Source organism: Pseudomonas brassicacearum (assembly GCF_003732175.1).
Taxonomy (GTDB): Bacteria; Pseudomonadota; Gammaproteobacteria; order Pseudomonadales; family Pseudomonadaceae; genus Aquipseudomonas; species Aquipseudomonas brassicacearum_G.
The window spans coordinates 203377-227518 of the sequence record NZ_MOBI01000009.1; the positions used below are offsets into that span (position 1 = coordinate 203377).

Below are 24142 nucleotides of genomic sequence, written 5' to 3' on the forward strand. Positions count from 1 at the left end.
TTGGGGACGCTACAACGGCTTAGCCGTTGAACACGTCATCCACGCTTTTCAGCGGGTAGTTCTTCGGATACGGCAGAGTCGCCACACCCGTCTCGATCGCAGCCTTGGCCACAGCATCCGAGATCACAGTGATCAAACGCGCATCCATTGGCTTCGGAATGATGTACTCACGACCGAATTCCAGCTTGATGCCACCGTAAGCGTCACACACTTCCTGAGGCACTGGCAGCTTGGCCAATTCACGCAGAGCGTTGGCCGCAGCCACTTTCATTTCTTCGTTGATGCGCTTGGCGCGAACGTCCAGAGCACCACGGAAAATGAACGGGAAGCCCAATACGTTGTTCACCTGGTTCGGGTAATCCGAACGGCCGGTCGCCATGATCACGTCGTTACGGGTGGCGTGAGCCAGTTCCGGGGCGATTTCCGGATCAGGGTTCGAGCACGCGAACACGATCGGGTTGGCCGCCATCAGCATCAGGTTTTCAGCGCTCAGCAGGTTCGGACCGGACAGGCCAACGAACACGTCTGCGCCTTTCAGGGCGTCAGTCAGCGTGCGTTTGTCGGTCGCGTGGGCGAAGACAGCCTTGTACTGGTTCAGGTCGTCACGCTCGGAGTGGATCACGCCGGTACGGTCAACCATGAAGATGTTTTCGATCTTGGCGCCCATGCTCACCAGCAACTTCATGCAGGAGATAGCGGCAGCGCCAGCACCCAGGCAGACGATCTTGGCTTCCGGCAGGGTTTTGCCAGCGATTTCCAGGGCGTTGATCATGCCGGCAGCGGTCACGATCGCGGTGCCGTGCTGGTCATCGTGGAACACCGGAATGTCGCACTGCTCGATCAGCGCGCGTTCGATCTCAAAGCACTCTGGTGCCTTGATGTCTTCCAGGTTGATGCCACCGAAGGTGATGGAGATACGCTTGACGGTGTCGATGAAGGCTTGCGGGCTTTCGGAGTCGACTTCGATGTCAAACACGTCGATACCGGCGAAGCGCTTGAACAGCACGCCTTTACCTTCCATCACCGGCTTGGAAGCCAATGGGCCAAGGTTACCCAGGCCGAGAATCGCGGTGCCATCGGAAATGACTGCAACCAGGTTGCCCTTGCCGGTGTATTTGTAGGCCAGTTCAGGATCGCGGGCGATTTCGCGTACTGGTTCGGCTACGCCGGGGCTGTAGGCCAGCGACAGATCGCGGGCGGTAGCGGTGGCCTTGGTGAGCTCGACACTCAGCTTACCTGGACGAGGATGGGCGTGATATTCGAGAGCGGCAGTTTTCAAATCAGACATGTGGGCATTCCGCTTTTACTGTTGAACGACGGACCGCCGAGGATACTCGCGTCGCAAAGTCCCCACAAGACTGACCGGTCACCCCTGTCAAGCGCCCTACCCTACGACTTTGGGCCAAGAGCCACGGAACACAAGGGCTCAACTGTTCACAATCGACTTAAAAAATGTCGACAATTTCTTTTTACGGCACTGTTTGCAGCATGGCCGGATGGGTCAATGGCAACAACCAGCGCGCCTGACCGGAATCCAGACCACCGCGCCGTGAGCGATCGAGCACCCAGCCACGCGCCTCGATCTGCTTGCCGTTGAGCCGTTCCAGCGCCGCCAGATCGAATTGACCAAGCAGATTGGGTGCAACGTGCAATACAACCGAATCCTGCAACTCGATCCAAATTCCGCCACGATTGCGCTGAACCTTGCCCACACGGCCACTAAGCACAGCAAAACCCGAAGTGCTGATCTGCTCCGTTTTCAGCACAGGTGACTGCCGCCATAACCCCAGCCGGGCCTGCCGCGCAGTGCGTTCGGCGGCCTGTTGGCAACTGACAAAATCGACGTTCGGTGCCACCGCAAAGCCCCTCGGCAAGCATCTGCGCTTCGAGATTGTCACCGTTGGCGCTGTAGAGATGGGCCAGGGTGCGACCGTAACGATCCTTGCCTTCTTGTCCCGCCAGCAAACCCAACCGTCCGTCGCTTGCCGCCACCAACGCTTCCAGACGCGTGCGTGCAGCCACGGCGAAAGGTTCGTCGGAGCGACCTTTCTTGCCCAGTTCCGGGGTATTCAAACCGATCATGCGCACACTGCGGCCGTCGCTCAGGCGCACCGTGTCGCCATCCACCACGCGCTGCACGCTGACAGCTTCCAGCTGATTGGTCGGTGCAGGACAGAGGGCGTGAGCGCGGGAGAGCCAAATCGCGGACATAAAAAAGGCGCCCGCTAGGGGCGCCTTTTTCATCAGTCTGGAGAAGTCGAAACGACTTTCCAACATGATCAGTCTTAGGCTTTTTTGCCAAAAGCACCGAAACGATCGGCGAACTTCTGTACACGGCCGCCAGTATCCAGAGTCTTCTGCTTACCGGTGTAGAACGGGTGGCACTCGTTGCATACGTCGATCGCCAGAGGCTTGGCCAGGTTCGAACGAGTTTCGAACTTGTTGCCACAGCTGCAGGTAACTGCGGTGATTTCGTATGTTGGATGGATATCGGCTTTCATGGTGTCTTCCTCGGGCTAGCGTGCCGCCACTCAACACTATTGTTGAATACCGCACGTAATTAGGCCGCGGATTCTACCAGACCTTTACAATCACGCAAGCTGTCCACAGTGTCCTCCATCAGAAAAGACTGTTCGATTCTGGCGAGTGAACGCTTTCCTAATAGAGGACACTAATCCAGTCGTCTGCTAGGCTCCGGCCCTTCTTTACCGCCTGCTCAATGAGATCCCCCCGCGTGCCCGACGCCATTTTGCGCCTCGCCCTGCCTTCGCCCCTGCGCCGCCTGTTCGACTACCGTGCCCCGGCGGGAGTCCTGCGCGCGCATTTGCATCCGGGCATGCGGTTGCGAGTGCCGTTCGGCCGCCGCGAGATGATCGGGATCCTGGTGGAAGTCACCAGCCACAGCGAAGTCCCGGCCGACAAACTCAAACCTGCACTGGCGCTGCTCGACGCCACGCCGCCGCTACCGGCAGCACTGTTCAAGTTGTGCCTGTGGACTTCCCAGTATTACCAGCACAGCCTCGGCGACACCTTGAGCTGGGCGCTGCCGGTATTGTTGCGTCAGGGTGAAATGGCCGAAGCACGCCAGGAGCGGTTCTGGTCGATCGCCCCGGGCGCAAAACTGGATGATCCGCGTATCGCCCGTGCTCCGCGTCAACGCGAGGCCTTGGCAACGCTGGCCCAGCATCCGCATGGCGTCGCCCATCAACTGCTGAGCAAGTTGATGTTGAGCAAGGACAGCCTCGACCTGCTACTGGCCAAAGAACTGGTGCAAGTGGAGATCCGCAAACACGCACCGGGCGAACGTCACGAACACTGGCTGGCGCAACCGGAGCTGCCGCTGAACCCGGAGCAGCGCGCCGCTTATGAAGCGATCCGCGCAGGCTTCGACAGTTTCCATGCGTTCCTGCTGGCCGGGGTCACCGGCAGCGGCAAGACCGAAGTCTATTTGCAGCTGATCCGCGAAACCCTTGAGGCCGGCAAGCAGGCGCTGGTGCTGATCCCCGAAATCAACCTCGGGCCGCAGACCCTGGCGCGCTTCGAACAGCGCTTCAATGCGCGTATTGCCCTGGTGCATTCGGCCGTCAATGACCGCGAACGCCTGGAATCCTGGCTCGCGGCCCGGGATGGCGAGGCCGACATTATTATCGGCACCCGCTCGGCGCTGTTTACGCCGATGAAAAACCCGGGGCTGATCATCATCGATGAAGAGCACGACGGCTCTTATAAACAGCAGGAAGGCTTGCGCTATCACGCCCGCGATCTGGCATTGGTCCGAGCGCGGCAGGAAAACATCCCGATTGTCCTCGGCTCGGCGACGCCGTCACTGGAAAGCCTGCACAACGCCTACACCGGTCGCTATGGACTCCTGCGCCTGAACGAGCGCGCCGGCGGGGCGAAACAACCACGTTTCCTGCGGCTGGACGTCAAAAGTCGCCCGCTGGACAGCGGTATTTCCGGGCCGATGCAGCAGGCGATCGGCCAGACCCTCGCCGCCGGCCAGCAAGTATTGGTATTCCTCAACCGTCGCGGCTTTGCGCCCACCCTGCTCTGTCACGACTGCGGCTGGATGTCCGAGTGCCAGCGCTGCGATGCGCGAATGACCGTGCACCAGCGCTCCGGCGAGCTGCGTTGCCACCATTGCGGCTACGTCGAGCGTGTCCCTCGACACTGCCCAAAATGCGGCAAAGTCGATTTGCGCCCCGTGGGTGCCGGCACCGAACGCGCCGAAGAGCGTTTGGGCATTCTGTTCCCGGACTACCCGGTATTGCGGGTCGACCGCGACAGCACCTCGCGTAAAGACGCAATGAATCAGTTGTTCGCGACCATCCAGAAAGGTCAGCCGTGCATTTTGGTCGGCACGCAGATGCTCGCCAAAGGGCATCACTTTCCACGGGTGACGCTGGTGTCGATTCTCGATGCCGACGGCGGACTGTTCTCCGGCGACTTCCGCGCCAGCGAACGCATGGCTCAGTTGATCGTGCAGGTGGCGGGACGTGCCGGTCGCGCCGAAGAGCCGGGCAAAGTGATCATCCAGACCCATCTGGCTGACCACCCGCTGTTGGTGCAACTGACCGAACAAGGCTATTTCGCCTTTGCCGAGCAGGCCTTGAGCGAACGTCGTTCCGCCGGGCTACCGCCGTTCGCGCACCTGGCGCTATTGCGGGCCGAAGCGCACAAGCCGGGGCAGGCCGAAAGTTTCCTCGATGAAGCCTGCAGCGAGGCAGAGCGATTATTGGCCGAACACACCCTGACCGGCATCGAACTGCTCGGCCCGGTACCGGCGCCGATGGAGCGTCGGGCTGGACGTTATCGTGCGCAATTATTGTTGCAAGCCACCGCTCGGGCACCGCTGCATCGACTGCTGAGTGCCTGGCTGCTGGCGCTGGAACAGATGCCGAGCGGGCGGGCGGTGCGTTGGTCTTTGGATGTCGACCCGGTCGATTTGTATTGATTCGGCGATTGCCATCGCGAGCAAGCTCGCTCCCACAAGGGGTTTGTGGTGAACACGAAATGTAAGCCCTCCAAGATCCACTGTGGGAGCGAGCCTGCTCGCGATGACGGCCGAATAGTCACCACATATCCATAACCGGCCTGCTAAGGTTGGCAAGCCCGACTTCGCAACGGATAATGCCCAGTTTTTCCACCTGCGCATTGATGCGCCGCCGCTCTGCGGTTGAAAGAGAAGACCATGAAAGACACCATTCGCCAGTTGATCCAGCAAGCCCTCACCCAACTCGTTACCGACGGTGTGTTGCCTGAAGGCCTGACGCCGGCGATTCAGGTGGAGAACTCCCGTGACAAGACTCACGGCGACTTCGCCAGCAACATCGCCATGATGCTGGCTAAACCGGCCGGCATGAAACCGCGCGACCTGGCGGAAAAAATCATCGCTGCGCTGCCGGTTGACGAAAACGTCAGCAAAACCGAAATCGCCGGCCCGGGCTTCCTCAACTTCTTCCAGAACACCCAGGCCCTGGCCTCGCGCCTGGATGCTGCCCTGGCTGACGCCAAAATCGGCGTGCGCAAGGCAGGTCCCGTGCAGCGCACCGTGGTCGACCTGTCGGCGCCGAACCTGGCCAAAGAGATGCACGTCGGTCACTTGCGTTCGACCATCATCGGCGACGGCGTGGCGCGGGTGCTGGAGTTCCTCGGCGATACAGTGATACGTCAGAACCACGTCGGCGACTGGGGCACCCAGTTCGGCATGCTGATGGCGTACCTGCAAGAAAACCCGATCACCAGCGACGAACTGTCGGACCTGGAAAATTTCTACCGCGCCGCCAAGCAGCGCTTCGACGAATCCGAAGAATTCGCTGACCGCGCCCGTGGCCTGGTGGTCAAGCTGCAAGCCGGCGACCCGGACTGCCTGGCGCTGTGGACCAAGTTCAAAGACATCTCGTTGTCCCACTGCCAGAAAATCTATGAACAGCTGAACGTCAAACTGACCATGGCCGACGTGATGGGCGAAAGTGCCTACAACGACGACCTGATCAACGTGGTCAACGACCTCAAGGCCAAAGGCATGCTGGTCGAGAGCAACGGCGCCCAGTGCGTGTTCCTCGACGAATTCAAGAACGCCGACGGCGACCCGCTGCCAGTGATCATCGTCAAGGCCGATGGCGGCTACCTCTACGCCACCACTGACCTGGCGGCCGTGCGCTACCGTAACGGCGTGCTGAAAGCCGATCGAGTGCTGTACTTCGTCGACCAGCGTCAGGCCCTGCACTTCCAGCAGGTATTCGAAGTGGCTCGCCTGGCCGGTTTCGTGACCCATCCAATGGAAATGGAGCACATGGGCTTCGGCACCATGAACGGCGCCGATGGCCGTCCGTTCAAGACCCGTGATGGCGGCACCGTGAAGCTGATCGACCTGCTGAACGAAGCCAAGGAACGCGCCTACACGCTGGTGAAGGAAAAGAACCCTGAGCTGGCCGAAGCCGACCTGCGCAACATCGCCAAAGTCGTGGGCATTGGCGCGGTGAAATACGCCGACCTGTCCAAGCATCGCACCAGCGACTACAGCTTCAACTTCGACCTGATGCTGAACTTCGAAGGCAACACCGCGCCGTACCTGCTGTACGCCTACACTCGCGTGGCTGGCGTCTTCCGCAAACTCGGCAAGGACTTCAGCGAAGTCGAAGGGCAGATCGTCCTCGAGGCCATTCACGAACACGAACTGGCCGCCAAGCTGGCGCAGTTCGGTGAAGTGCTGAACAACGTCGCCGAAAAAGGTACGCCGCACATCCTCTGCACCTACCTGTACGATGTTGCCGGTCTGTTCTCCAGCTTCTACGAGAACTGCCCGATCCTCAGCGCACAAACCCCGGCACAAATGCAAAGCCGCTTGCGCCTCGCCGCATTGACCGGTCGCACCCTCAAGCAAGGCCTGGAACTCTTGGGTCTGGAAACTCTGGAGCGTATGTAAGTTGGCTGCCAAGAAAAAACCAGCACCAAAGCGTGGCGCCAGCCGTTACCAAGCTCCTGCAAAAAAGCCGATTCCAGGATGGCTGTGGATGGCCATCGGCCTGACCGTGGGCGCATTCATCGTGTTCCTGATGAAGCTGGAGCCGGGTAAAGGCAGCGAAAGCGTCAAGCGCGAGAAGGTCGAGCAACAGAAAGCCAGCAAGATCGCCGAGGCCAACAAGACCCCGCCGAGCCCGACGCAACCGGTGAAGCCGAAGTACGACTTCTACACCTTGCTGCCGGAATCGGAAGTCATTGTGCCGCCGGATGCCGTGCCGGAGAAAACCCTGCCGACGCCGCAGACTGCGCCTGTTGCACCGGTAACCCCGGCAGAAGCAGCGAAGATCGACACCGCGCGTGCGCAGGCAGCCCTGAGCGGCGTTACGCCGCCGCCAGCGCCACCCGTGGCGAAAGCGGCGCCGGTGATCAAGTTCTTCCTGCAGGCTGGCTCTTTCCGCAAAGAAGCCGACGCCGACAAGGTTCGTGCGCAGATCATTCTGCTCGGCCAGGCAGTTTCGGTGGAGTCCGGCACGGTGAAGGATGAGACCTGGTACCGCGTGCTGGTCGGCCCGTTCAGCAACCGCGAACAGCTGACCACCGCCCAGAAACAACTGGCTGGCAGCGGTTTCAGTAACCTGTTGTTACAACAACGCCAAAGCCGCTGATCCTCCCCTGGTCGTCGCTGATCGTTCCCACGCTCCCGCGTGGGAATGCCTCTAGGGACGCTCCGCGTCCAGTGACGCAGAGCGTCACGGGCTGCATTCCCACGCAGAGCGTGGGAACGATCACCACAAACACCGCTCGTCCCCCGCCACTTCCCGCAGTTGAAAAACGCCCCACCACCCCCATATGAGTTGGGATAAGGCATTTTCGCCCCGCTGCGTGGAGACTCTTCCCTTGACCACCATCGTTTCAGTTCGCCGCCACGGCAAAGTCGTCATGGGCGGCGACGGCCAGGTTTCTCTCGGCAATACCGTGATGAAAGGCAACGCGAAGAAAGTTCGCCGCCTGTACCACGGTCAGGTCATCGCCGGGTTTGCTGGCGCCACCGCTGACGCCTTTACCCTCTTCGAACGTTTCGAAGGCCAGCTTGAAAAGCACCAGGGCCACCTGGTTCGCGCCGCCGTCGAACTCGCCAAAGAATGGCGCACCGACCGCTCCCTCAGCCGCCTCGAAGCGATGCTTGCAGTCGCCAACAAAGACGCTTCCCTGATCATCACTGGTAACGGCGATGTGGTCGAACCTGAAGAAGGCTTGATCGCCATGGGCTCCGGCGGCGGTTACGCTCAGGCCGCAGCCAGCGCCCTGCTGAAGAAAACCGATCTGTCGGCCCGCGAAATCGTTGAAACCGCGCTCGGCATCGCCGGCGACATCTGTGTCTTCACCAATCACACCTTCACCATTGAGGAGCAGGATCTCGCTGAGTAAGCCTGTCTTGGCCTTGCGCCACGGCTCATTCTTGCTTGAGGACCGCCAATTACTATGCCAATGACTCCCCGCGAAATCGTCCATGAACTCAGTCGCCATATCATCGGCCAGGACGATGCCAAGCGCGCCGTCGCCATCGCCCTGCGTAACCGCTGGCGCCGGATGCAACTGCCTGAAGAGCTGCGCGTTGAAGTAACGCCCAAGAACATTCTGATGATCGGACCGACCGGTGTCGGTAAAACCGAAATCGCCCGTCGCCTGGCCAAACTCGCCAACGCGCCGTTCATCAAGGTTGAAGCGACCAAGTTCACCGAGGTCGGCTATGTCGGCCGTGACGTCGAGTCAATCATTCGCGACCTCGCCGATGCCGCGATCAAGCTGCTGCGCGAACAGGAAATGGTCAAGGTTCGCCATCGCGCCGAAGATGCCGCCGAAGAGCGCATCCTCGATGCACTGCTGCCACCGGCACGCATGGGTTTCAGCAACGAAGACTCCGCGCCGTCCCAGGACTCCAACACCCGCCAACTGTTCCGCAAGCGCCTGCGCGAAGGTCAGCTGGATGACAAGGAGATCGAAATCGAAGTCGCCGAAGTGTCCGGCGTCGATATCTCCGCGCCACCGGGCATGGAAGAAATGACCAACCAGTTGCAGAGCCTGTTTGCCAATATGGGCAAGGGCACGCGCAAGAACCGCAAGCTCAAGGTCAAGGAAGCGCTGAGACTGGTGCGCGACGAAGAAGCCAGCCGCCTGGTCAATGACGAAGAGCTCAAGGCCAAGGCCCTGGAAGCGGTCGAGCAGCACGGCATTGTGTTTATCGACGAGATCGACAAGGTCGCCAAGCGCGGCAATTCCGGTGGCGTCGACGTGTCCCGCGAAGGTGTACAGCGCGACTTGCTGCCGCTGATCGAAGGCTGCACGGTCAACACCAAGCTGGGCATGGTCAAAACCGACCACATCCTGTTCATCGCTTCCGGTGCGTTCCACCTGAGCAAGCCAAGCGATCTGGTGCCCGAACTGCAAGGCCGCCTGCCGATCCGCGTCGAACTCAAGGCCCTCACGCCGGAAGACTTCGAGCGTATCCTCAGCGAGCCGCATGCATCGCTCACCGAGCAGTATTGCGCCCTGCTGAAAACCGAAGGCGTGACCATCGAGTTCCAGCCCGACGGCATCAAACGCGTGGCGGAGATCGCCTGGCAGGTCAACGAGAAGACCGAGAACATCGGTGCCCGTCGCCTGCACACTCTGCTCGAGCGTCTGCTCGAAGAGGTGTCGTTCAGCGCCAGCGATCTGGCCAGCACCCACAGCGAAGAGCCGATCCGCATCGACGCTGACTACGTCAACAGCCACCTCGGCGAATTGGCGCAGAACGAAGACCTGTCCCGTTATATCCTGTAAGCCATTTCTACTGTGGTACGGGACCTGTGGGAGCGAGCCTGCTCGCGATGAGGCCATAACGTTCAACATTGATGTTGAATGTCACACCGCCATCGCGAGCAGGCTCGCTCCCACAAGGGCCTCCATAAAGACGGACTACCGGCCCCATGACGACCAAACTCCCCACCGATATCAAACTGCACAAAGCCTCAAAAACCCTGGAGCTGCAATACGCGCCCGATGAGGTCTATCACCTGAGCGCAGAATTCTTGCGCGTGCACTCTCCTTCCGCCGAGGTCCAGGGCCACGGCAAACCTATCCTTCAATTTGGCAAGATCGGCGTAGGCCTGAACAAGGTAGAACCGGCCGGTCAGTACGCACTGAAATTGACCTTCGATGACGGCCACGACAGCGGCCTGTTCACCTGGGAATATCTCTATCAGTTGGCGCGACGATATGACGCACTCTGGGAGGATTATCTTGCCGAGCTCAAAGCCGCCGGAAAATCCCGCGATCCAAACGAGTCTGTCGTCAAACTGATGCTCTAACTCAAGGCTCGCGCTCTTTAGAGGGCATTTTCTAATTTCATCTGTTTGAATGCTGGGCTGCGGTGCCGAGGATCGGCCTGCTTGCGAAAAAAATTAAACTCGGGTAACCAATGGATCTGGCAAGTTCTGTGCAGCGCGCCTCCTGAATGAAAAAGTCAGCGATGTACAACTAACGGTCACCCGAGCGTGTACCCGGCATTTGCTGTGTGACTACACAGCAGGACTCAGGTACTCGCCTCAGGACAATGGAGCGTCGTAGATGAGTAACAAGAATAACGATGACCTGAAACTTCAAGCCTCGGAAAACACCCTTGGGCTAAACCCGGTCATCGGCTTGCGTCGAAAGGATCTGCTTACCTCTGCCCGCATGGTGCTGACCCAGGCCATCAAACAACCCATCCACAGCGTCAAGCATGTCGCGCACTTTGGCATTGAGCTCAAGAACGTGATGCTCGGTAGATCCGAGCTGCAACCGGAAAGCGATGACCGTCGTTTCAACGATCCGGCGTGGAGTCAGAACCCGCTCTACAAACGTTATCTGCAAACCTACCTGGCATGGCGCAAGGAACTCCACGACTGGATTGGCGAAAGCAATCTGTCGGCCCAGGACATCAGCCGCGCACACTTCGTGATCAACCTGATGACCGAGGCCATGGCCCCGACCAACAGCGCGGCCAACCCTGCTGCCGTCAAACGCTTCTTCGAAACCGGCGGCAAAAGCCTGCTCGATGGCCTCTCGCACCTGGCCAAGGATCTGGTGCACAACGGCGGCATGCCGAGCCAGGTCAACATGGGGGCCTTCGAAGTCGGCAAGAGCCTGGGCACCACCGAAGGCGCGGTGGTTTTCCGCAACGATGTGCTGGAACTGATCCAGTACCGGCCAATCACTGAACAAGTGCACGAACGCCCACTGCTGGTGGTGCCACCACAGATCAACAAGTTCTACGTCTTCGACCTGAGCCCGGACAAAAGCCTCGCGCGCTTCTGCCTGCGCAACAATGTGCAGACCTTCATCGTCAGCTGGCGCAACCCGACCAAGGCCCAACGCGAATGGGGTTTGTCGACCTACATCGAAGCGCTCAAGGAAGCGGTCGATGTGGTCACCGCAATCACCGGCAGCAAAGACGTGAACGTACTCGGCGCCTGCTCCGGCGGCATCACCTGCACCGCCCTGCTGGGCCATTACGCTGCGATCGGCGAGAAGAAGGTCAACGCCGTAACCTTGCTGGTCAGTGTGCTCGACACCACCCTTGATTCCCAGGTTGCACTGTTCGTCGACGAGCAAACCCTCGAAGCCGCCAAGCGTCATTCCTATCAGGCCGGTGTGCTTGAAGGTCGCGACATGGCCAAGGTCTTCGCCTGGATGCGCCCCAACGACCTGATCTGGAACTACTGGGTCAACAACTACCTGCTGGGCAACGAGCCGCCAGTCTTCGACATTCTGTTCTGGAACAATGACACCACCCGGCTGCCTGCGGCGTTCCACGGCGACCTGATCGAACTGTTCAAAAACAACCCACTGATCCGCCCCGATGCACTGGAAGTGTGCGGCACGCCTATCGACCTCAAGCAGGTCACGGCAGACGTCTATTCCCTGGCAGGCACCAACGACCACATCACACCGTGGAAGTCGTGCTACAAATCGGCGCAGCTGTTCGGTGGCAAGGTCGAATTCGTGTTGTCCAGCAGCGGCCATATCCAGAGCATTCTGAACCCGCCGGGCAACCCGAAATCCCGTTACATGACCAGCACCGACATGCCGGCCCATGCCAATGACTGGCTGGAAAACTCAACCAAGCACACTGACTCCTGGTGGCTGCACTGGCAGGCCTGGCACGCCGAGCGTTCGGGCAAGCTGAAGAAAGCCCCGACCGTACTCGGCAACAAGACCTATGCGGCAGGTGAGGCATCACCAGGGACTTATGTGCATGAACGTTAACTGACACATGTGGGAGCGAGCCTGCTCGCGATAGCGGTGTCACAACCAACAAAAGGGTTGAATGTGCCGCCGTCATCGCGAGCAGGCTCGCTCCCACAATGAAAATGAGACATCGACCCACAGGGCTTGAAGCATGCCGCAACCGTTCATATTTCGTACTGTCGACCTGGATGGTCAAACCATCCGCACCGCGGTACGCCCCGGCAAGCCTCACTTGACGCCCTTGCTGATTTTCAACGGCATCGGCGCCAACCTTGAGCTGGTGTTTCCATTCGTCCAGGCGCTGGACCCGGACCTGGAAGTGATCGCCTTCGACGTCCCCGGCGTCGGCGGTTCATCAACACCCAGGCACCCTTATCGCTTTCCCGGCCTGGCCAAGCTGACCGCACGAATGCTCGACTACCTCGATTACGGGCAAGTCAATGTGGTCGGTGTTTCGTGGGGCGGGGCACTCGCCCAACAGTTTGCCTTCGACTTCCCCGAGCGCTGCAAGAAGCTGGTGTTGGCAGCGACGGCGGCGGGCATGGTGATGGTGCCGGGCAAACCGAAAGTGCTGTGGATGATGGCAAGCCCCAGACGCTACATCCAGCCATCCCACGTGATTCGCATTGCGCCGCTGATTTACGGTGGTTCGTTCCGCCGTGATCCGAACCTCGCGGCGGAGCACGCAAGCAAAGTGCGTTCGGCGGGCAAGCTTGGCTACTACTGGCAGCTATTCGCGGGCCTGGGCTGGACCAGTATTCACTGGCTGCACAAGATCAATCAGCCGACCCTGGTGCTGGCCGGTGATGATGATCCGCTCATTCCGCTGATCAATATGCGGATACTCGCCTGGCGTATTCCCAATGCCCAGCTACACATAATCGACGACGGCCATTTATTCCTGATCACTCGGGCTGAGGCCGTCGCTCCGATCATCATGAAATTTCTCCAGGAAGAACGCCAACGGGCGGTGATGCATCCGCACCCGGGGTCGTTCGGCGGCACATAACGTACTGCGCATGTCGACAGGCGTGTCGAAAGCCGCAAGGGAGGTCCGAAGCGACTATGGTGTCTATTCGGAATTGATGTACTTGTTGATGGCTTGACGAAGGAGTGTTGACTCATGCGAGACAAAAAAGCGCCGGGCGCCTTTCCTCCACCCGCCGCATTCATCAATGCCCAGAGTGCGATCACCGGTCTGCGCGGCCGGGATCTGCTCTCGACTCTGCGCAGTGTCGCCGCTCACGGCTTGCGCCATCCGGTACAGAGTGCCAAACACGCACTGGCGTTGGGCGGCCAACTGGGCCGGGTACTACTGGGCGAGACCCTGCATCAGCCCAACCCTTCGGACAGCCGCTTTGCCGACCCGAGCTGGGCCCTCAATCCGTTTTACCGACGCGGCCTTCAGGCTTACCTGAGCTGGCAGAAGCAGATCAAAAAATGGATCGATGAAAGCGGCATGCCCGCCGATGACCGTGCACGCGCGCACTTTGCCTTTACCCTGCTCAACGACGCCGTCTCGCCGTCCAACACGTTGCTCAACCCGCTGGCGATCAAAGAGCTGTTCAACTCCGGCGGCCAAAGTCTGGTGCGCGGTCTCAGCCATCTGTTCGACGACCTGATGCACAACAATGGCCTGCCCAGCCAGGTGACCAGGCACGCCTTCGAAGTCGGCAAAACGGTTGCCACCACCACCGGCGCCGTGGTGTTTCGCAACGAACTGCTGGAGTTGATGCAGTACAAGCCGATGAGCGAAAAGCAGTACGCGAGGCCGCTACTCGTGGTGCCGCCGCAGATCAACAAGTACTACATTTTCGACTTGAGCCCGCACAACAGCTTCGTCCAGTTCGCACTGAAAAACGGCCTGCAGGTGTTCATGGTCAGCTGGCGCAACCCGGATGTCCGTCATCGCGAATGGGGTCTGTCGAGTTACGTCGAGGCCCTGGAAGAAGCGCTGAATGTCTGCCGGGCGATCAGCGGCAGCCGCGAGGTCAACCTGATGGGCGCCTGCGCTGGCGGCCTGACCATCGCTGCCCTGCAAGGACATCTGCAAGCCAAGCGGCAACTGCGTCGGGTCTCGAGCGCGACCTACCTGGTGAGCCTGCTCGACAGTGAACTGGAAAGCCCGGCGACCCTGTTTGCCGACGAACAAACCCTCGAGGCGGCCAAGCGTCGCTCCTACCAGAAAGGTGTACTCGAAGGTCGCGACATGGCCAAGGTCTTTGCCTGGATGCGCCCCAACGACCTGATCTGGAACTACTGGGTCAACAACTACCTGCTGGGCAAAGAGCCGCCGGCCTTCGACATTCTCTATTGGAACAACGACAACACTCGCCTGCCGGCCGCTTTTCATGGCGACCTGCTGGACTTCTTCAAGCACAACCCGTTGACCCATCCTGGCGGACTGGAGGTCTGCGGCACGCCGATCGACTTGCAGAAGGTCAACGTCGACAGCTTCAGCGTCGCCGGGATCAACGATCACATCACACCTTGGGATGCGGTGTACCGCTCGACACTGCTGCTGGGCGGTGAGCGGCGCTTCGTGCTGTCCAACAGCGGCCACGTGCAAAGCATTCTCAACCCACCGAGCAACCCCAAGGCCAACTACGTCGAGAGCCCGAAATTGAGCAGCGATCCACGGGCCTGGTACTACGACGCCAAACACGTCGACGGCAGTTGGTGGAACCAGTGGCTGGTGTGGATTCAGGAACGTTCCGGCACTCAGCGCGAAACGCTGATGGCCCTTGGTAACCAGAACTATCCACCGATGGAGGCGGCGCCAGGCACCTACGTGCGCGTACGCTGAACTCTCCCCGCGCCACGGCCTGAAGTGTCGGCCGTGGCCTGACGAATCACTAAGAAGACTGGATGAAAACCCGCGACCGGATTCTTGAATGTGCCCTGCTGCTGTTCAACCAAAAGGGCGAGCCGAATGTCTCTACCATGGAAGTTGCCAATGAGCTGGGTATCAGCCCCGGCAACCTCTACTACCACTTCCACGGCAAGGAGCCGCTGATTCTCGGGTTGTTCGAGCGCTTTCAGAGCGAATTGACGCCATTGCTCGATCCGCCGTCGGACGTGCAACTGGCACCGGAGGATTACTGGCTGTTCCTGCACCTGATCGTCGAACGCCTGGCGCACTACCGCTTCCTGTTTCAGGACCTGTCGAACCTGGCCGGGCGCTTGCCGAAACTGGCCAAGGGCATTCGTAATCTGCTCAATGCCCTCAAGCGCACACTCGCCTCGTTACTGGCGCAGTTGAAGGCTCAGGGGCAACTGGTCAGCGATACCCAGGCACTGGGGCAACTGGTGGAACAGATCACCATGACCTTGCTGTTTTCCCTGGACTATCAACGGATTCTCGATCGCGAAGGCGAAGTGCGAGTGGTGGTCTACCAGATCATGATGCTGGTGGCGCCGCACCTGCCGCCGTCGGCAAAACTCGCAACCGAGCAGTTGGCGTTGCAGTATCTGGAAGAGCACGAATAGGTTCGGCTTGATCGAAGGTGCCTGAGACGTTGATCGTTCCCATGCTCCGCGTGGGAATGCAGCCAGTGACGCTCTGCGTCACTGCCGCAATGGACGCGGAGCGTCCGGTGAGGCATTCCCACGCAGAGCGTGGGAACGATCGTATGAAAAATGTATGTACAAACAAAAACGCCCGACCTTAGCAGGCCGGGCGTTTTTGCGTGCCCTGGGTTAATCAGGACTGACTGGTTGGCGCCGATGGGGCTGGCGTTACAGTCGGGGTCACAGCAGGGGTTGGCGCCGCGGCGGAGTTCGCCGGGCTGACCGGTGCTGCCGGGTTGGCGGCGGCCACTGCTGGTTTCGGTGCGGCCGCTTTCGGGGCTGCAGGCTTTTTGGCTACCGGCTTCTTCGCAGCAGCCGGTTTGGCCGCTGCAGGTTTGGCTGCCGCGGTTTTAGCTGCTGGCTTGGCTGGCGCTTTAGCCGCTGGTTTGGCAGCCGGTTTCGCGGCCGCTTTTACCAGGGGTTTGGCGGCAGTTTTAGCCGCTGGTTTGGCTGCTGCCGTTTTAGCGGCAACAGGCGCAACCTTGGCCCCGGTGAGTTTTTCGATTTGCTTGGTCAGAGTGTCGACCTTGCTGTGCAGCGCTTTGACTTCATTGCGGCTTGGCACGCCAAGACGCGAAATGGCGCTGTTCAGGCGCTTGTCGAAAGCCCCTTCCAGTTCGTCCCACTTGCCCAGCGCGCGATCTTTGACGCCGCTGATACGCGACTTGGCCGATTGAGCAGAGTCTTTGGCAGCATCGACAGTTTTGCCGACAGCGCTCTTGGTGAGCTTCTCGGCTTTCTCGCCATCCTTAACCAATGACTCGAAGAGTTTGCTGCCGTCAGTGTCGATCTTCGAGTACACGCCTAAACCAGCAAGCCAGATTTTGCGGGAGTAGTCTTCGACTTTCCCAATCCACGAGCTGCCTTCTTTCTCGGTGTTCTTTTTGCCAGCCATCCCGTTCTCCTTAATGTTTACGCGCGACGCGTTCGAGCAATGCCGTCAGCTCATCGAGCTTAGCAGAGAGTGTCTCAACGTCATGTTTAGACGCAATGCCGATACGATTCAAGGTACTGGCGACACGCGTATCAAAGGCCCGCTCGACCTTATCGAGTTGAACTTCGACTTTGCCTTTCAGGCTGCTGACTTCACTCTTGGCTTCATCAATCTCGGCATTGGCCGCTTCAAGCTTTTCGGCAACTACCTTTTTGCCTTTCTTTTCAATAGTTTGACCAGCCTTGATCAACTCCTGAAAGTACTCGCTGCCTTCATGACCGACCTTGGTGTAGGCACCCAGGCCTGCCAGCCAGATCTTGCGGGCATAGGATTTCACTTCGTTCAACGCAGTCGGCTGAACGTCAGTTTTTTTCTTCAAAGTAACTTTGGCCATGGTGCACCTCACGCGCAGAAGGTTTGAGGAACTGCCCGTCAAGCGTCGGGCTCAGGCACAACGTAGTGAGAAAAATTAGAAACGGCACCCTAACAACTGACATAAACAATGCGGATGACAGCGTTCTATTGTGGGAGCGAGCCTGCTCGTGATAGCGGCTTATCATTCACCATTGATGCGGCCTGATACTCCGCCATCGCGAGCAGGCTCGCTCCCACAGGGTTCTCATTCCACAGAGAGAATGAGAGTCAGACCAATGCTTTATCGAGGGCTCTTTCGATTTCCGACTTGATGGTGCCGCTCATGGCTGACATCAACAGACCGAGTTCGACATCGACCCTGATCGAGGTGTCGCCCACATAGACCGCACCTTTTACTCCGGGACGCTTGAGGTTCAGGGTGTCACCCGACCATTGAGGTTCCAGGCCATATTGCGCAGCCAATTTTTCCGCCAGTTTGTCAGCCTTCTCGCGGGCTGCTTCCTTACCCAGGCCATGGGCACGCTCAACACTAATATGGGCCACTGAATGACTCCTGCTTTATCGGGACTTGCCTCAAACATTCTGACCCCTGCTGCGTCAAAACGTCCGGGCGGTTGCCTATCTTACCTTCAGCCTTGCCAAGACAAAGCATGCCTGCGGGATTAGAATGTCGCGCATTCTCTTTTGGTGACAGCGATATGACTGATCAGCGCAAAGGCAGCGATGCCGAACCCACCACTCACTTCGGCTTCAAAAACGTTCCGGAAAGCCAGAAAGCGGAAAAAGTCGCTGAGGTTTTCCACTCGGTAGCCGCCAAATACGACCTGATGAACGACCTCCTGTCGGGCGGCATGCACCGTCTGTGGAAGCGTTTCGCGATTGAACTGTCGGGGGTTCGCACCGGCAACCGCGTGCTGGACATCGCCGGCGGCACCGGCGACCTGACCAGAAAATTCTCGCACCTTGTCGGTCCGACCGGCCAGGTCGTGCTCGCCGACATCAACGAATCCATGCTCAAGGTCGGTCGTGACCGCCTGCTGGATCTGGGTGTGGCCGGCAACGTCGAGTTCGTTCAGGCCGACGCTGAAAAGCTGCCGTTCCCGGACAACCACTTCGACTGCGTGACCATCGCGTTCGGCCTGCGCAACGTCACCCACAAGGAAGACGCCCTGCGCTCCATGCTGCGGGTGCTCAAGCCGGGCGGTCGCTTGCTGGTGCTGGAGTTCTCCAAACCGACCAACGCACTGATGTCCAAAGCCTACGACGCCTACTCATTCGCCTTCATGCCGTTGATGGGCAAGCTGATCACCAATGACTCGGAAAGCTATCGCTACCTGGCCGAATCGATCCGCATGCACCCGAATCAGGAAACCCTGAAGTCGATGATGGTCGACGCCGGTTTCGACCGCGTGACCTACCACAACATGACCGCAGGCATCGTCGCCCTGCACCGCGGCATCAAACCCTGATGCTGCTCGCCGGCCTGCTCGCCAGCGTCGAACTCGGCCTCAACCGGGTACTGCGGCTCGACAGCACGGCGCTGCCACGTCTGGCGCCTTTGAACGGCAAGGTCATTGCCCTCGATTGCCGCAGCCCGGCGTTGCAGATGTTCATTGTGCCCAGCGACGAAGGCCTGATGCTGGCAGCACACTGGGCCGCGGATGCCGACTGCACCTTGCGCGCACCGGCGGCAAGCCTGCTCAAGCTGGCCCTGAGCAAGGACAAGACGTCGGTCCTGCATGGACCCGAAGTTGAACTCGACGGCGACAGTGGCGTGCTGCTGGCGCTGGCGTCCGTCCTTCAAGACCTGGAGCTGGACTGGGAATACGAACTCTCGCGCTGGCTCGGCCCGGTCGCCACGCATCTGCTGGGCGGTCACCTGCGCAGCCGCGCACGCTGGTATCAGCAAGGTTTCACCAGCCTGAACCAGAATCTTGCCGAATACCTCGCCGAAGAATCGCGCGCCCTCGTCGGCCAGCGCGAAGCCGAAGCGCGGTTTAGTGAACTGGACCAGATCAAACTTGATCTGGAACGTCTTGAGGCGCGCTTCGAGCGTCTTTCCCGATCCCTTGATTCAAGCGATAACGCATGAAGCTGCTTGCCGTCCGCCGTTTGTTGCGCATCCAGCGCGTCGTGATCCGCTACCGCCTCGATGACCTGCTGTTCGCCCTGCCACTGCCGTGGTTCCTGCTGGGGCTGCGTTATGCGCTGCCGTGGCGCTGGTTTCCGCGTAAAACCCTGGACCTGAGCCGGGGTGCGCGACTGCGGCTGGCCTTGCAGGACCTGGGACCGATCTTCATCAAGTTCGGACAGATTCTTTCGACCCGCCGCGACCTGCTGCCCGAAGACATCGCCGATGAGCTGATGCTGTTGCAGGACCGTGTGCCGCCGTTTGACTCGCAGGTAGCGGTCAAGCTGATCGAAGAACAGCTGGGCAAGAAAATCAGCGATGTGTTCAGCCGATTCGACATCGAGCCACTGGCTTCGGCCTCAGTGGCGCAAGTTCATGCGGCGCAGTTGAAGAGCGGCGAAGAAGTGGTGGTCAAGGTCATACGCCCGGGCCTCAAACCCGTGATCGCGCAAGACCTGGCCTGGCTGTTCATCCTCGCCCGCGCAGCGGAAAAACTCTCGGCCGACGCCCGTCTGCTGCACCCGGTGGACGTGGTCAGCGACTACGAAAAGACCATCTTCGACGAACTCGACCTGCTGCGCGAAGCCGCTAATGCCAGCCAGTTGAGGCGCAACTTCGACGGCTCGCCGCTGCTGTACGTGCCGCAGGTCTACTGGGACTGGTGCCGGCCAAAAGTCCTGGTGATGGAGCGTATCTACGGGATTCAGGTCACGGACCTCGCGACCCTCGCCGACCAGCGCACCGACATGAAAATGCTCGCGGAGCGTGGTGTGGAAATCTTCTTCACCCAAGTGTTCCGCGACAGCTTCTTCCACGCCGACATGCACCCCGGCAACATCTTCGTCAGCACCGTGCAGCCGTGGAGCCCGCAGTACATCGCGATCGACTGCGGGATCGTCGGCAGCCTGACGCCTGAAGACCAGGACTATCTGGCACGCAACCTGTTCGCCTTCTTCAAGCGCGACTATCGCCGCGTTGCCCAATTGCACATCGATTCGGGCTGGGTGCCGGCGGAAACCAAACTCAACGAATTCGAAGCGGCAATCCGTACAGTCTGCGAACCGATTTTCGAAAAACCGTTGAAAGACATTTCCTTCGGTCAGGTGCTGATGCGCCTGTTCCAGACGGCGCGACGCTTCAACATGGAAGTGCAGCCGCAACTGGTTCTTTTACAGAAAACCCTGCTCAACATTGAAGGCCTGGGCCGTCAGTTGTACCCGGAGCTGGACCTGTGGAACACCGCCCAGCCGTTCCTTGAACGCTGGATGCGCGAGCGCGTAAGCCCGAAAACCTTGCTCGGTAACCTGCACAACCAGGTCGAGCAACTGCCGCACCTGGCCAACATGACCCGTGACCTGCTCGATCGCCTGTCGCAGCCACACGCCGTAAACCCGCCACCGGCCTGGCATCGTCGCTCGGACGACTGGTTCCTGCGCCTGCTCGGCACCGCGCATCTGGCGGGCGGCGCGATCCTGCTGGCCGGCGGCCCCCTGGACGGACTCGGCCATTGGCCCGGCGCAATCATGGTGGCCGTGGGCTTGTATCTGATCGTTCGACGATAGCCAGAGTCCCCAAGCACTGGCACACTGTTTCAACGCCAGGGTTCCACTACTGAAGTGTCGAGCCCGCTGTCGGAGTCGAAGATGAAAGATTGGCTGGACGAGATCAAATGGGACAGCGACGGCCTGGTGCCGGCGATCGCCCAGGATCATAAAACCGGGCGCGTGCTGATGATGGCCTGGATGAACCGCGAAGCGCTGGAACTGACCGCCGCCGAGAACCGCGCCATCTACTGGTCACGTTCGCGAGGCAAGCTGTGGCGCAAGGGCGAAGAGTCCGGTCATATGCAAACACTGCATGAGATGCGCCTGGACTGTGACGCCGACGTGATCATTCTGATGGTCGAGCAGATCGGCGACATCGCCTGTCATACCGGCCGCCAAAGCTGCTTCTACCGCGTCTATGAAAACGGCGACTGGAAAACCGTCGACCCGGTGCTCAAGGACCCGCACGCCATCTATTCGGACCACAAACATGACTGACACCCTGACCCGTCTGGCCCAAGTGCTGGAAGAGCGTAAAGGCGCTGCCGCCGACAGCTCTTATGTCGCCAGCCTTTATCACAAGGGCTTGAACAAGATTCTGGAAAAAGTCGGCGAAGAATCAGTCGAGACGATCATTGCCGCCAAAGACGCCGCCATCAGCGGAGATTGCAGTGATGTAATCTACGAAACCGCTGACCTGTGGTTCCATAGTATGGTCATGCTCGCCCAACTGGGGCAGCATCCGCAGGCTGTCCTCGATGAGCTGGACCGTCGCTTCGGCCTGTCCGGTCACGTCGAGAAAGCCTCGCGCCCGTCCGCCTGAATAACTATTAGAGAGGAGCAGCAACATGGGCATTTTTGACTGGAAACACTGGATCGTCATCCTGATTGTCGTAGTACTGGTATTTGGCACCAAAAAACTGAAAAACCTCGGTACCGACGTCGGCGAAACGATCAAGGGCTTTCGCAAAGCCATGAACGATGAAGAGAAGCCTGCCGAACCCGTCGTGCCGCCGACCACTGCACAGCCAGCAGCGCCGGTGCAGCCACAGGCCTCGACACTGAAGGAGCCGCACACCATCGACGTGCAGGCCCATAAAGTCGAAGAGCCGACCCGCAAAGACTCGTGAGCGCAGACTAATGTTCGGTATCAGCTTCTCTGAACTGCTGCTTGTCGGCCTCGTTGCCCTGCTGGTGCTGGGCCCCGAGCGTCTGCCGGGCGCTGCGCGCACCGCCGGCCTGTGGATCGGACGCCTGAAGCGCAGCTTTAACGCGATCAAACAGGAAGTTGAACGTGAAATCGGTGCCGACGAGATTCGCCGGCAACTGCACAACGAGCACATTCTGTCGCTGGAACAAGAGGCCCGCAAAATCCTCTCGCCCACCCAGCAACAGCCGACGCCAGTCGAAACGGTAGCCGAGCAAACGGTCCAGGCGCCTGCGCCTGTTGCCGAAACTGCGGCTGTCGCAACACCGGTCGAGCCGCCTCCAGCGGTCGTTTCTGCGTCACCGACAGCGCCTGTTACTCCTGCGGCGGCAACTACTGCGCCGGCTCCCCACGACCCAACACTGCCGCCACGAGCCCCATGAGCGATATTCCGGAATCCGACCAGCACATGCCGCTGGTTTCGCACCTCACCGAGTTGCGTACTCGCCTGCTGCGCTGCGTCGCGGCGATCTTCCTGATCTTCGCCGGGCTGTTTGCCTTCACCCAGCAGATCTACACCTTCGTCTCGATTCCGCTGCGCCAGTACTTGCCGGCCGGCGCGACAATGATCGCCACAGACGTGTCCTCGCCGTTCCTGACGCCGTTGAAGCTGACCATGATGGTCTCGCTGTTCCTGGCGATCCCGGTGATCCTGCATCAGATCTGGGGCTTCATCGCGCCGGGCCTGTACAAGCATGAAAAGCGCATCGCGGTGCCGCTGCTGGTCTCCAGCATCCTGTTGTTCTACACCGGCATGGCGTTCGCCTACTTCCTGGTGTTCCCGCTGATCTTCAAGTTCTTCGCCTCGGCCACTCCGGCGGGCGTGGAAATGATGACCGACATCACCAGTTACCTGGATTTCGTCATGACGCTGTTCTTCGCCTTTGGCGTGGCGTTCGAGATCCCGGTGGCCGTGGTGCTGCTGGTGTGGATCGGTGTGGTCGACGTCAAATACCTGAAGAAGATCCGCCCGTACGTGGTCATCGGCTGCTTCGTGGTCGGCATGATCCTGACCCCGCCGGACATCTTCTCGCAGACCCTGCTGGCCGTGCCGATGTGGCTGTTGTTCGAGATCGGCATAGTGTTTGGCAGCCTGGTCAGCAAACGCGAAAAACCGGCGGATGACCAGCCGGTGGACGATCACAACGACCAGCCGCCAGCGACTCAACCGTGAACCTGCTGCTCCTCGAAGAGGCCGATTTCATTGCGGCCGACCGGGTGATCCTGCGCGATCGCCGACTGACCCACATGCAGGAAGTGCATCGTGCGGCGGTCGGTGACAGCCTGCGGGTCGGGCGTATCGGCGGCTTGATGGGCTCGGCCGAGTTGCTGCGCCTGGAGGCCGACGAAGCCGAGTTGCGTGTCACCCTCGACCAACCGCCACCGGCCAAGCTGCCGCTGACCCTGCTGCTGGCCCTGCCGCGGCCGAAGATGCTGCGCCGAGTGTTCCAGACGGTGGCTGCCATGGGTGTGCCGCGAATCGTGCTGGTGAACAGCTATCGGGTCGAGAAGAGCTTCTGGCAGACGCCGTTCCTCGAACCCGAGGCCATCCGTGAGCAACTGATCCTCGGGCTTGAACAGGCTCGCGACAGCGTGCTGCCCGAGATCGTTATCGAGAAACGCTTCAAGCCCTTCGTCGAAGACCGCCTGCCGACCATCGCCGACGGCACCCTCGGGCTGATTGGCCACCCCGGCCAGTACCCGCCCTGCCCCCGCGGGCTGGACGAACCGGTAACCCTGGCCATTGGCCCGGAAGGCGGCTGGATCCCTTACGAAGTCGACCTGCTGACCAAGGCCGGCCTGCAACCGGTACAGCTCGGCGACCGCATCCTGCGGGTCGAAACTGCCGTCACTGCCCTGCTTTCGCGGTTGTTCTAACACAGCCCTGTGGCGAGGGAGCTTGCTCCCGTTCGGCCGGTCCGCGTTCGGGCAAAGCAGTCGTAAAATCGGTGGATGCGTTCTTGCTCGAAAAAAGCGATGGCCGCTTCGCGCCCAAGCGGGAGCAAGCTCCCTCGCCACAAGTGACTACCGACCCAGACATTGCAGCGGCCTACAGAAAACCATGTGCTCGCCGATAGTCTCTCTATAAATCCAATCAACATGGTCATAGGGAGTCGCAGCATGTACCGATGGTTAGCCGAACA

The 24142-nt window shown here is 59.9% G+C and carries 24 protein-coding genes and 1 pseudogene; 19 read left to right on the plus strand and 6 right to left on the minus strand.

All coding sequences use genetic code 11. The features are described from left to right. Positions 1–19: 19 nt before the first annotated feature. From BK658_RS08895 to rpmE, 3 genes and pseudogenes are all read right to left on the minus strand, one after another. Positions 20–1288 (minus strand): malic enzyme-like NAD(P)-binding protein, encoded by a 1269-nt coding sequence (locus BK658_RS08895; RefSeq protein WP_054595225.1) that lies wholly within the window; start codon positions 1286–1288, stop codon positions 20–22. A gap of 181 nt (positions 1289–1469) precedes the next feature. Then, a pseudogene (locus BK658_RS08900) lies at positions 1470–2277 on the minus strand (thermonuclease family protein). Between the two features lie 8 nt (positions 2278–2285). Continuing rightward, entirely contained in the window at positions 2286–2501 is a 216-nt protein-coding gene (gene rpmE / locus BK658_RS08905; protein WP_054595223.1) for a 50S ribosomal protein L31, read from the minus strand. 233 nt (positions 2502–2734) lie between these two features. Between rpmE and BK658_RS08910 the strand changes: the two genes are divergently transcribed. The 10 genes from BK658_RS08910 to BK658_RS08955 all read left to right on the plus strand — a co-directional run bounded on the left by BK658_RS08910 (position 2735) and on the right by BK658_RS08955 (position 15726). Then, entirely contained in the window at positions 2735–4954 is a 2220-nt protein-coding gene (locus tag BK658_RS08910; RefSeq protein ID WP_123581994.1) for a primosomal protein N', read from the plus strand. Between the two features lie 237 nt (positions 4955–5191). Beyond that, positions 5192–6928 (plus strand): arginine--tRNA ligase, encoded by a 1737-nt coding sequence (argS, locus tag BK658_RS08915; RefSeq protein ID WP_123581995.1) that lies wholly within the window; start codon positions 5192–5194, stop codon positions 6926–6928. Position 6929: 1 nt separating this feature from the next. Then, entirely contained in the window at positions 6930–7631 is a 702-nt protein-coding gene (locus BK658_RS08920) for an SPOR domain-containing protein (protein ID WP_123581996.1), read from the plus strand. Positions 7632–7863: 232 nt separating this feature from the next. Continuing rightward, positions 7864–8394: an ATP-dependent protease subunit HslV gene (gene hslV, locus BK658_RS08925; protein ID WP_007899242.1), complete on the plus strand. Its 531-nt coding sequence runs from the start codon at positions 7864–7866 to the stop codon at positions 8392–8394. Positions 8395–8448: 54 nt separating this feature from the next. Next, entirely contained in the window at positions 8449–9789 is a 1341-nt protein-coding gene (hslU, locus tag BK658_RS08930; protein WP_123581997.1) for an ATP-dependent protease ATPase subunit HslU, read from the plus strand. A gap of 146 nt (positions 9790–9935) precedes the next feature. Then, complete coding sequence (locus BK658_RS08935; RefSeq protein ID WP_123581998.1) at positions 9936–10316, plus strand: gamma-butyrobetaine hydroxylase family protein; 381 nt, start codon at positions 9936–9938, stop codon at positions 10314–10316. 259 nt (positions 10317–10575) lie between these two features. Further along, positions 10576–12255, plus strand: a complete 1680-nt coding sequence (gene phaC, locus BK658_RS08940) for a class II poly(R)-hydroxyalkanoic acid synthase (RefSeq protein ID WP_123581999.1) — start codon at positions 10576–10578, stop codon at positions 12253–12255. 133 nt (positions 12256–12388) lie between these two features. Further along, the gene (phaZ, locus tag BK658_RS08945; protein WP_123582000.1) at positions 12389–13246 is read left to right on the plus strand and encodes a poly(3-hydroxyalkanoate) depolymerase; all 858 of its coding nucleotides are present in this window, start codon (positions 12389–12391) and stop codon (positions 13244–13246) included. A 114-nt stretch (positions 13247–13360) separates the two neighbouring features. After that, positions 13361–15043, plus strand: coding sequence for a class II poly(R)-hydroxyalkanoic acid synthase (gene phaC, locus BK658_RS08950; RefSeq protein WP_123582001.1), 1683 nt, complete (start codon positions 13361–13363; stop codon positions 15041–15043). 62 nt (positions 15044–15105) lie between these two features. After that, a complete protein-coding gene (locus BK658_RS08955; protein WP_123582002.1) occupies positions 15106–15726 on the plus strand; it encodes a TetR/AcrR family transcriptional regulator in 621 nt (206 codons plus the stop codon). A gap of 214 nt (positions 15727–15940) precedes the next feature. On the opposite strand, the gene BK658_RS08960 is transcribed toward BK658_RS08955, so the two are convergent. From BK658_RS08960 to BK658_RS08970, 3 genes are all read right to left on the minus strand, one after another. Next, positions 15941–16702: a phasin family protein gene (locus BK658_RS08960; RefSeq protein ID WP_123582003.1), complete on the minus strand. Its 762-nt coding sequence runs from the start codon at positions 16700–16702 to the stop codon at positions 15941–15943. A gap of 10 nt (positions 16703–16712) precedes the next feature. Then, entirely contained in the window at positions 16713–17135 is a 423-nt protein-coding gene (locus BK658_RS08965; RefSeq protein WP_123582004.1) for a phasin family protein, read from the minus strand. A gap of 248 nt (positions 17136–17383) precedes the next feature. Then, positions 17384–17659: a polyhydroxyalkanoic acid system family protein gene (locus BK658_RS08970; protein WP_123582005.1), complete on the minus strand. Its 276-nt coding sequence runs from the start codon at positions 17657–17659 to the stop codon at positions 17384–17386. 155 nt (positions 17660–17814) lie between these two features. On the opposite strand from BK658_RS08970, the gene ubiE reads away from it, so the two are divergent. The 9 genes from ubiE (at position 17815) to BK658_RS09015 (ending at position 23876) form a co-directional block, all read left to right on the plus strand. After that, positions 17815–18585, plus strand: coding sequence for a bifunctional demethylmenaquinone methyltransferase/2-methoxy-6-polyprenyl-1,4-benzoquinol methylase UbiE (gene ubiE / locus BK658_RS08975; RefSeq protein ID WP_019691358.1), 771 nt, complete (start codon positions 17815–17817; stop codon positions 18583–18585). Next, positions 18585–19208, plus strand: a complete 624-nt coding sequence (locus BK658_RS08980; protein WP_123582006.1) for a ubiquinone biosynthesis accessory factor UbiJ — start codon at positions 18585–18587, stop codon at positions 19206–19208. The genes ubiE and BK658_RS08980 overlap by 1 nt, the downstream gene beginning before the upstream one ends. Further along, positions 19205–20809: a ubiquinone biosynthesis regulatory protein kinase UbiB gene (gene ubiB / locus BK658_RS08985; RefSeq protein ID WP_123582007.1), complete on the plus strand. Its 1605-nt coding sequence runs from the start codon at positions 19205–19207 to the stop codon at positions 20807–20809. The genes BK658_RS08980 and ubiB overlap by 4 nt, the downstream gene beginning before the upstream one ends. 81 nt (positions 20810–20890) lie before the next feature. Continuing rightward, the gene (hisI, locus tag BK658_RS08990) at positions 20891–21289 is read left to right on the plus strand and encodes a phosphoribosyl-AMP cyclohydrolase (protein ID WP_123582008.1); all 399 of its coding nucleotides are present in this window, start codon (positions 20891–20893) and stop codon (positions 21287–21289) included. Continuing rightward, complete coding sequence (locus BK658_RS08995) at positions 21282–21614, plus strand: phosphoribosyl-ATP diphosphatase (protein WP_018929162.1); 333 nt, start codon at positions 21282–21284, stop codon at positions 21612–21614. Before hisI ends, BK658_RS08995 begins: the two co-directional genes overlap by 8 nt. A 25-nt stretch (positions 21615–21639) precedes the next feature. Then, a complete protein-coding gene (locus BK658_RS09000) occupies positions 21640–21921 on the plus strand; it encodes a twin-arginine translocase TatA/TatE family subunit (RefSeq protein WP_123582009.1) in 282 nt (93 codons plus the stop codon). 10 nt (positions 21922–21931) lie between these two features. Beyond that, positions 21932–22381 carry a Sec-independent protein translocase protein TatB gene (gene tatB, locus BK658_RS09005; protein WP_123582010.1) on the plus strand — a complete coding sequence of 150 codons (450 nt, stop codon included), beginning with the start codon at positions 21932–21934 and terminating at the stop codon, positions 22379–22381. Beyond that, positions 22378–23172: a twin-arginine translocase subunit TatC gene (gene tatC, locus BK658_RS09010; RefSeq protein ID WP_123582011.1), complete on the plus strand. Its 795-nt coding sequence runs from the start codon at positions 22378–22380 to the stop codon at positions 23170–23172. Before tatB ends, tatC begins: the two co-directional genes overlap by 4 nt. Continuing rightward, positions 23169–23876 (plus strand): 16S rRNA (uracil(1498)-N(3))-methyltransferase, encoded by a 708-nt coding sequence (locus BK658_RS09015; RefSeq protein ID WP_123582012.1) that lies wholly within the window; start codon positions 23169–23171, stop codon positions 23874–23876. Before tatC ends, BK658_RS09015 begins: the two co-directional genes overlap by 4 nt. Positions 23877–24142 lie beyond the last annotated feature (266 nt).

Excerpts from the sequence above, each read along its gene's own strand:
- BK658_RS08895 (WP_054595225.1), bottom strand. The coding sequence starts at position 1,288 with ATGTCTGATTTGAAAACTGCCGCTCTCGAATATCACGCCCATCCTCGT.
- rpmE (WP_054595223.1), bottom strand. The coding sequence starts at position 2,501 with ATGAAAGCCGATATCCATCCAACATACGAAATCACCGCAGTTACCTGC.
- argS (WP_123581995.1), top strand. The coding sequence starts at position 5,192 with ATGAAAGACACCATTCGCCAGTTGATCCAGCAAGCCCTCACCCAACTC.
- hslU (WP_123581997.1), top strand. The coding sequence starts at position 8,449 with ATGCCAATGACTCCCCGCGAAATCGTCCATGAACTCAGTCGCCATATC.
- BK658_RS08935 (WP_123581998.1), top strand. The coding sequence starts at position 9,936 with ATGACGACCAAACTCCCCACCGATATCAAACTGCACAAAGCCTCAAAA.
- phaC (WP_123581999.1), top strand. The coding sequence starts at position 10,576 with ATGAGTAACAAGAATAACGATGACCTGAAACTTCAAGCCTCGGAAAAC.
- phaZ (WP_123582000.1), top strand. The coding sequence starts at position 12,389 with ATGCCGCAACCGTTCATATTTCGTACTGTCGACCTGGATGGTCAAACC.
- phaC (WP_123582001.1), top strand. The coding sequence starts at position 13,361 with ATGCGAGACAAAAAAGCGCCGGGCGCCTTTCCTCCACCCGCCGCATTC.
- BK658_RS08955 (WP_123582002.1), top strand. The coding sequence starts at position 15,106 with ATGAAAACCCGCGACCGGATTCTTGAATGTGCCCTGCTGCTGTTCAAC.
- BK658_RS08960 (WP_123582003.1), bottom strand. The coding sequence starts at position 16,702 with ATGGCTGGCAAAAAGAACACCGAGAAAGAAGGCAGCTCGTGGATTGGG.
- BK658_RS08965 (WP_123582004.1), bottom strand. The coding sequence starts at position 17,135 with ATGGCCAAAGTTACTTTGAAGAAAAAAACTGACGTTCAGCCGACTGCG.
- ubiE (WP_019691358.1), top strand. The coding sequence starts at position 17,815 with ATGACTGATCAGCGCAAAGGCAGCGATGCCGAACCCACCACTCACTTC.
- BK658_RS08980 (WP_123582006.1), top strand. The coding sequence starts at position 18,585 with ATGCTGCTCGCCGGCCTGCTCGCCAGCGTCGAACTCGGCCTCAACCGG.
- ubiB (WP_123582007.1), top strand. The coding sequence starts at position 19,205 with ATGAAGCTGCTTGCCGTCCGCCGTTTGTTGCGCATCCAGCGCGTCGTG.
- hisI (WP_123582008.1), top strand. The coding sequence starts at position 20,891 with ATGAAAGATTGGCTGGACGAGATCAAATGGGACAGCGACGGCCTGGTG.
- BK658_RS08995 (WP_018929162.1), top strand. The coding sequence starts at position 21,282 with ATGACTGACACCCTGACCCGTCTGGCCCAAGTGCTGGAAGAGCGTAAA.
- BK658_RS09000 (WP_123582009.1), top strand. The coding sequence starts at position 21,640 with ATGGGCATTTTTGACTGGAAACACTGGATCGTCATCCTGATTGTCGTA.
- tatB (WP_123582010.1), top strand. The coding sequence starts at position 21,932 with ATGTTCGGTATCAGCTTCTCTGAACTGCTGCTTGTCGGCCTCGTTGCC.
- tatC (WP_123582011.1), top strand. The coding sequence starts at position 22,378 with ATGAGCGATATTCCGGAATCCGACCAGCACATGCCGCTGGTTTCGCAC.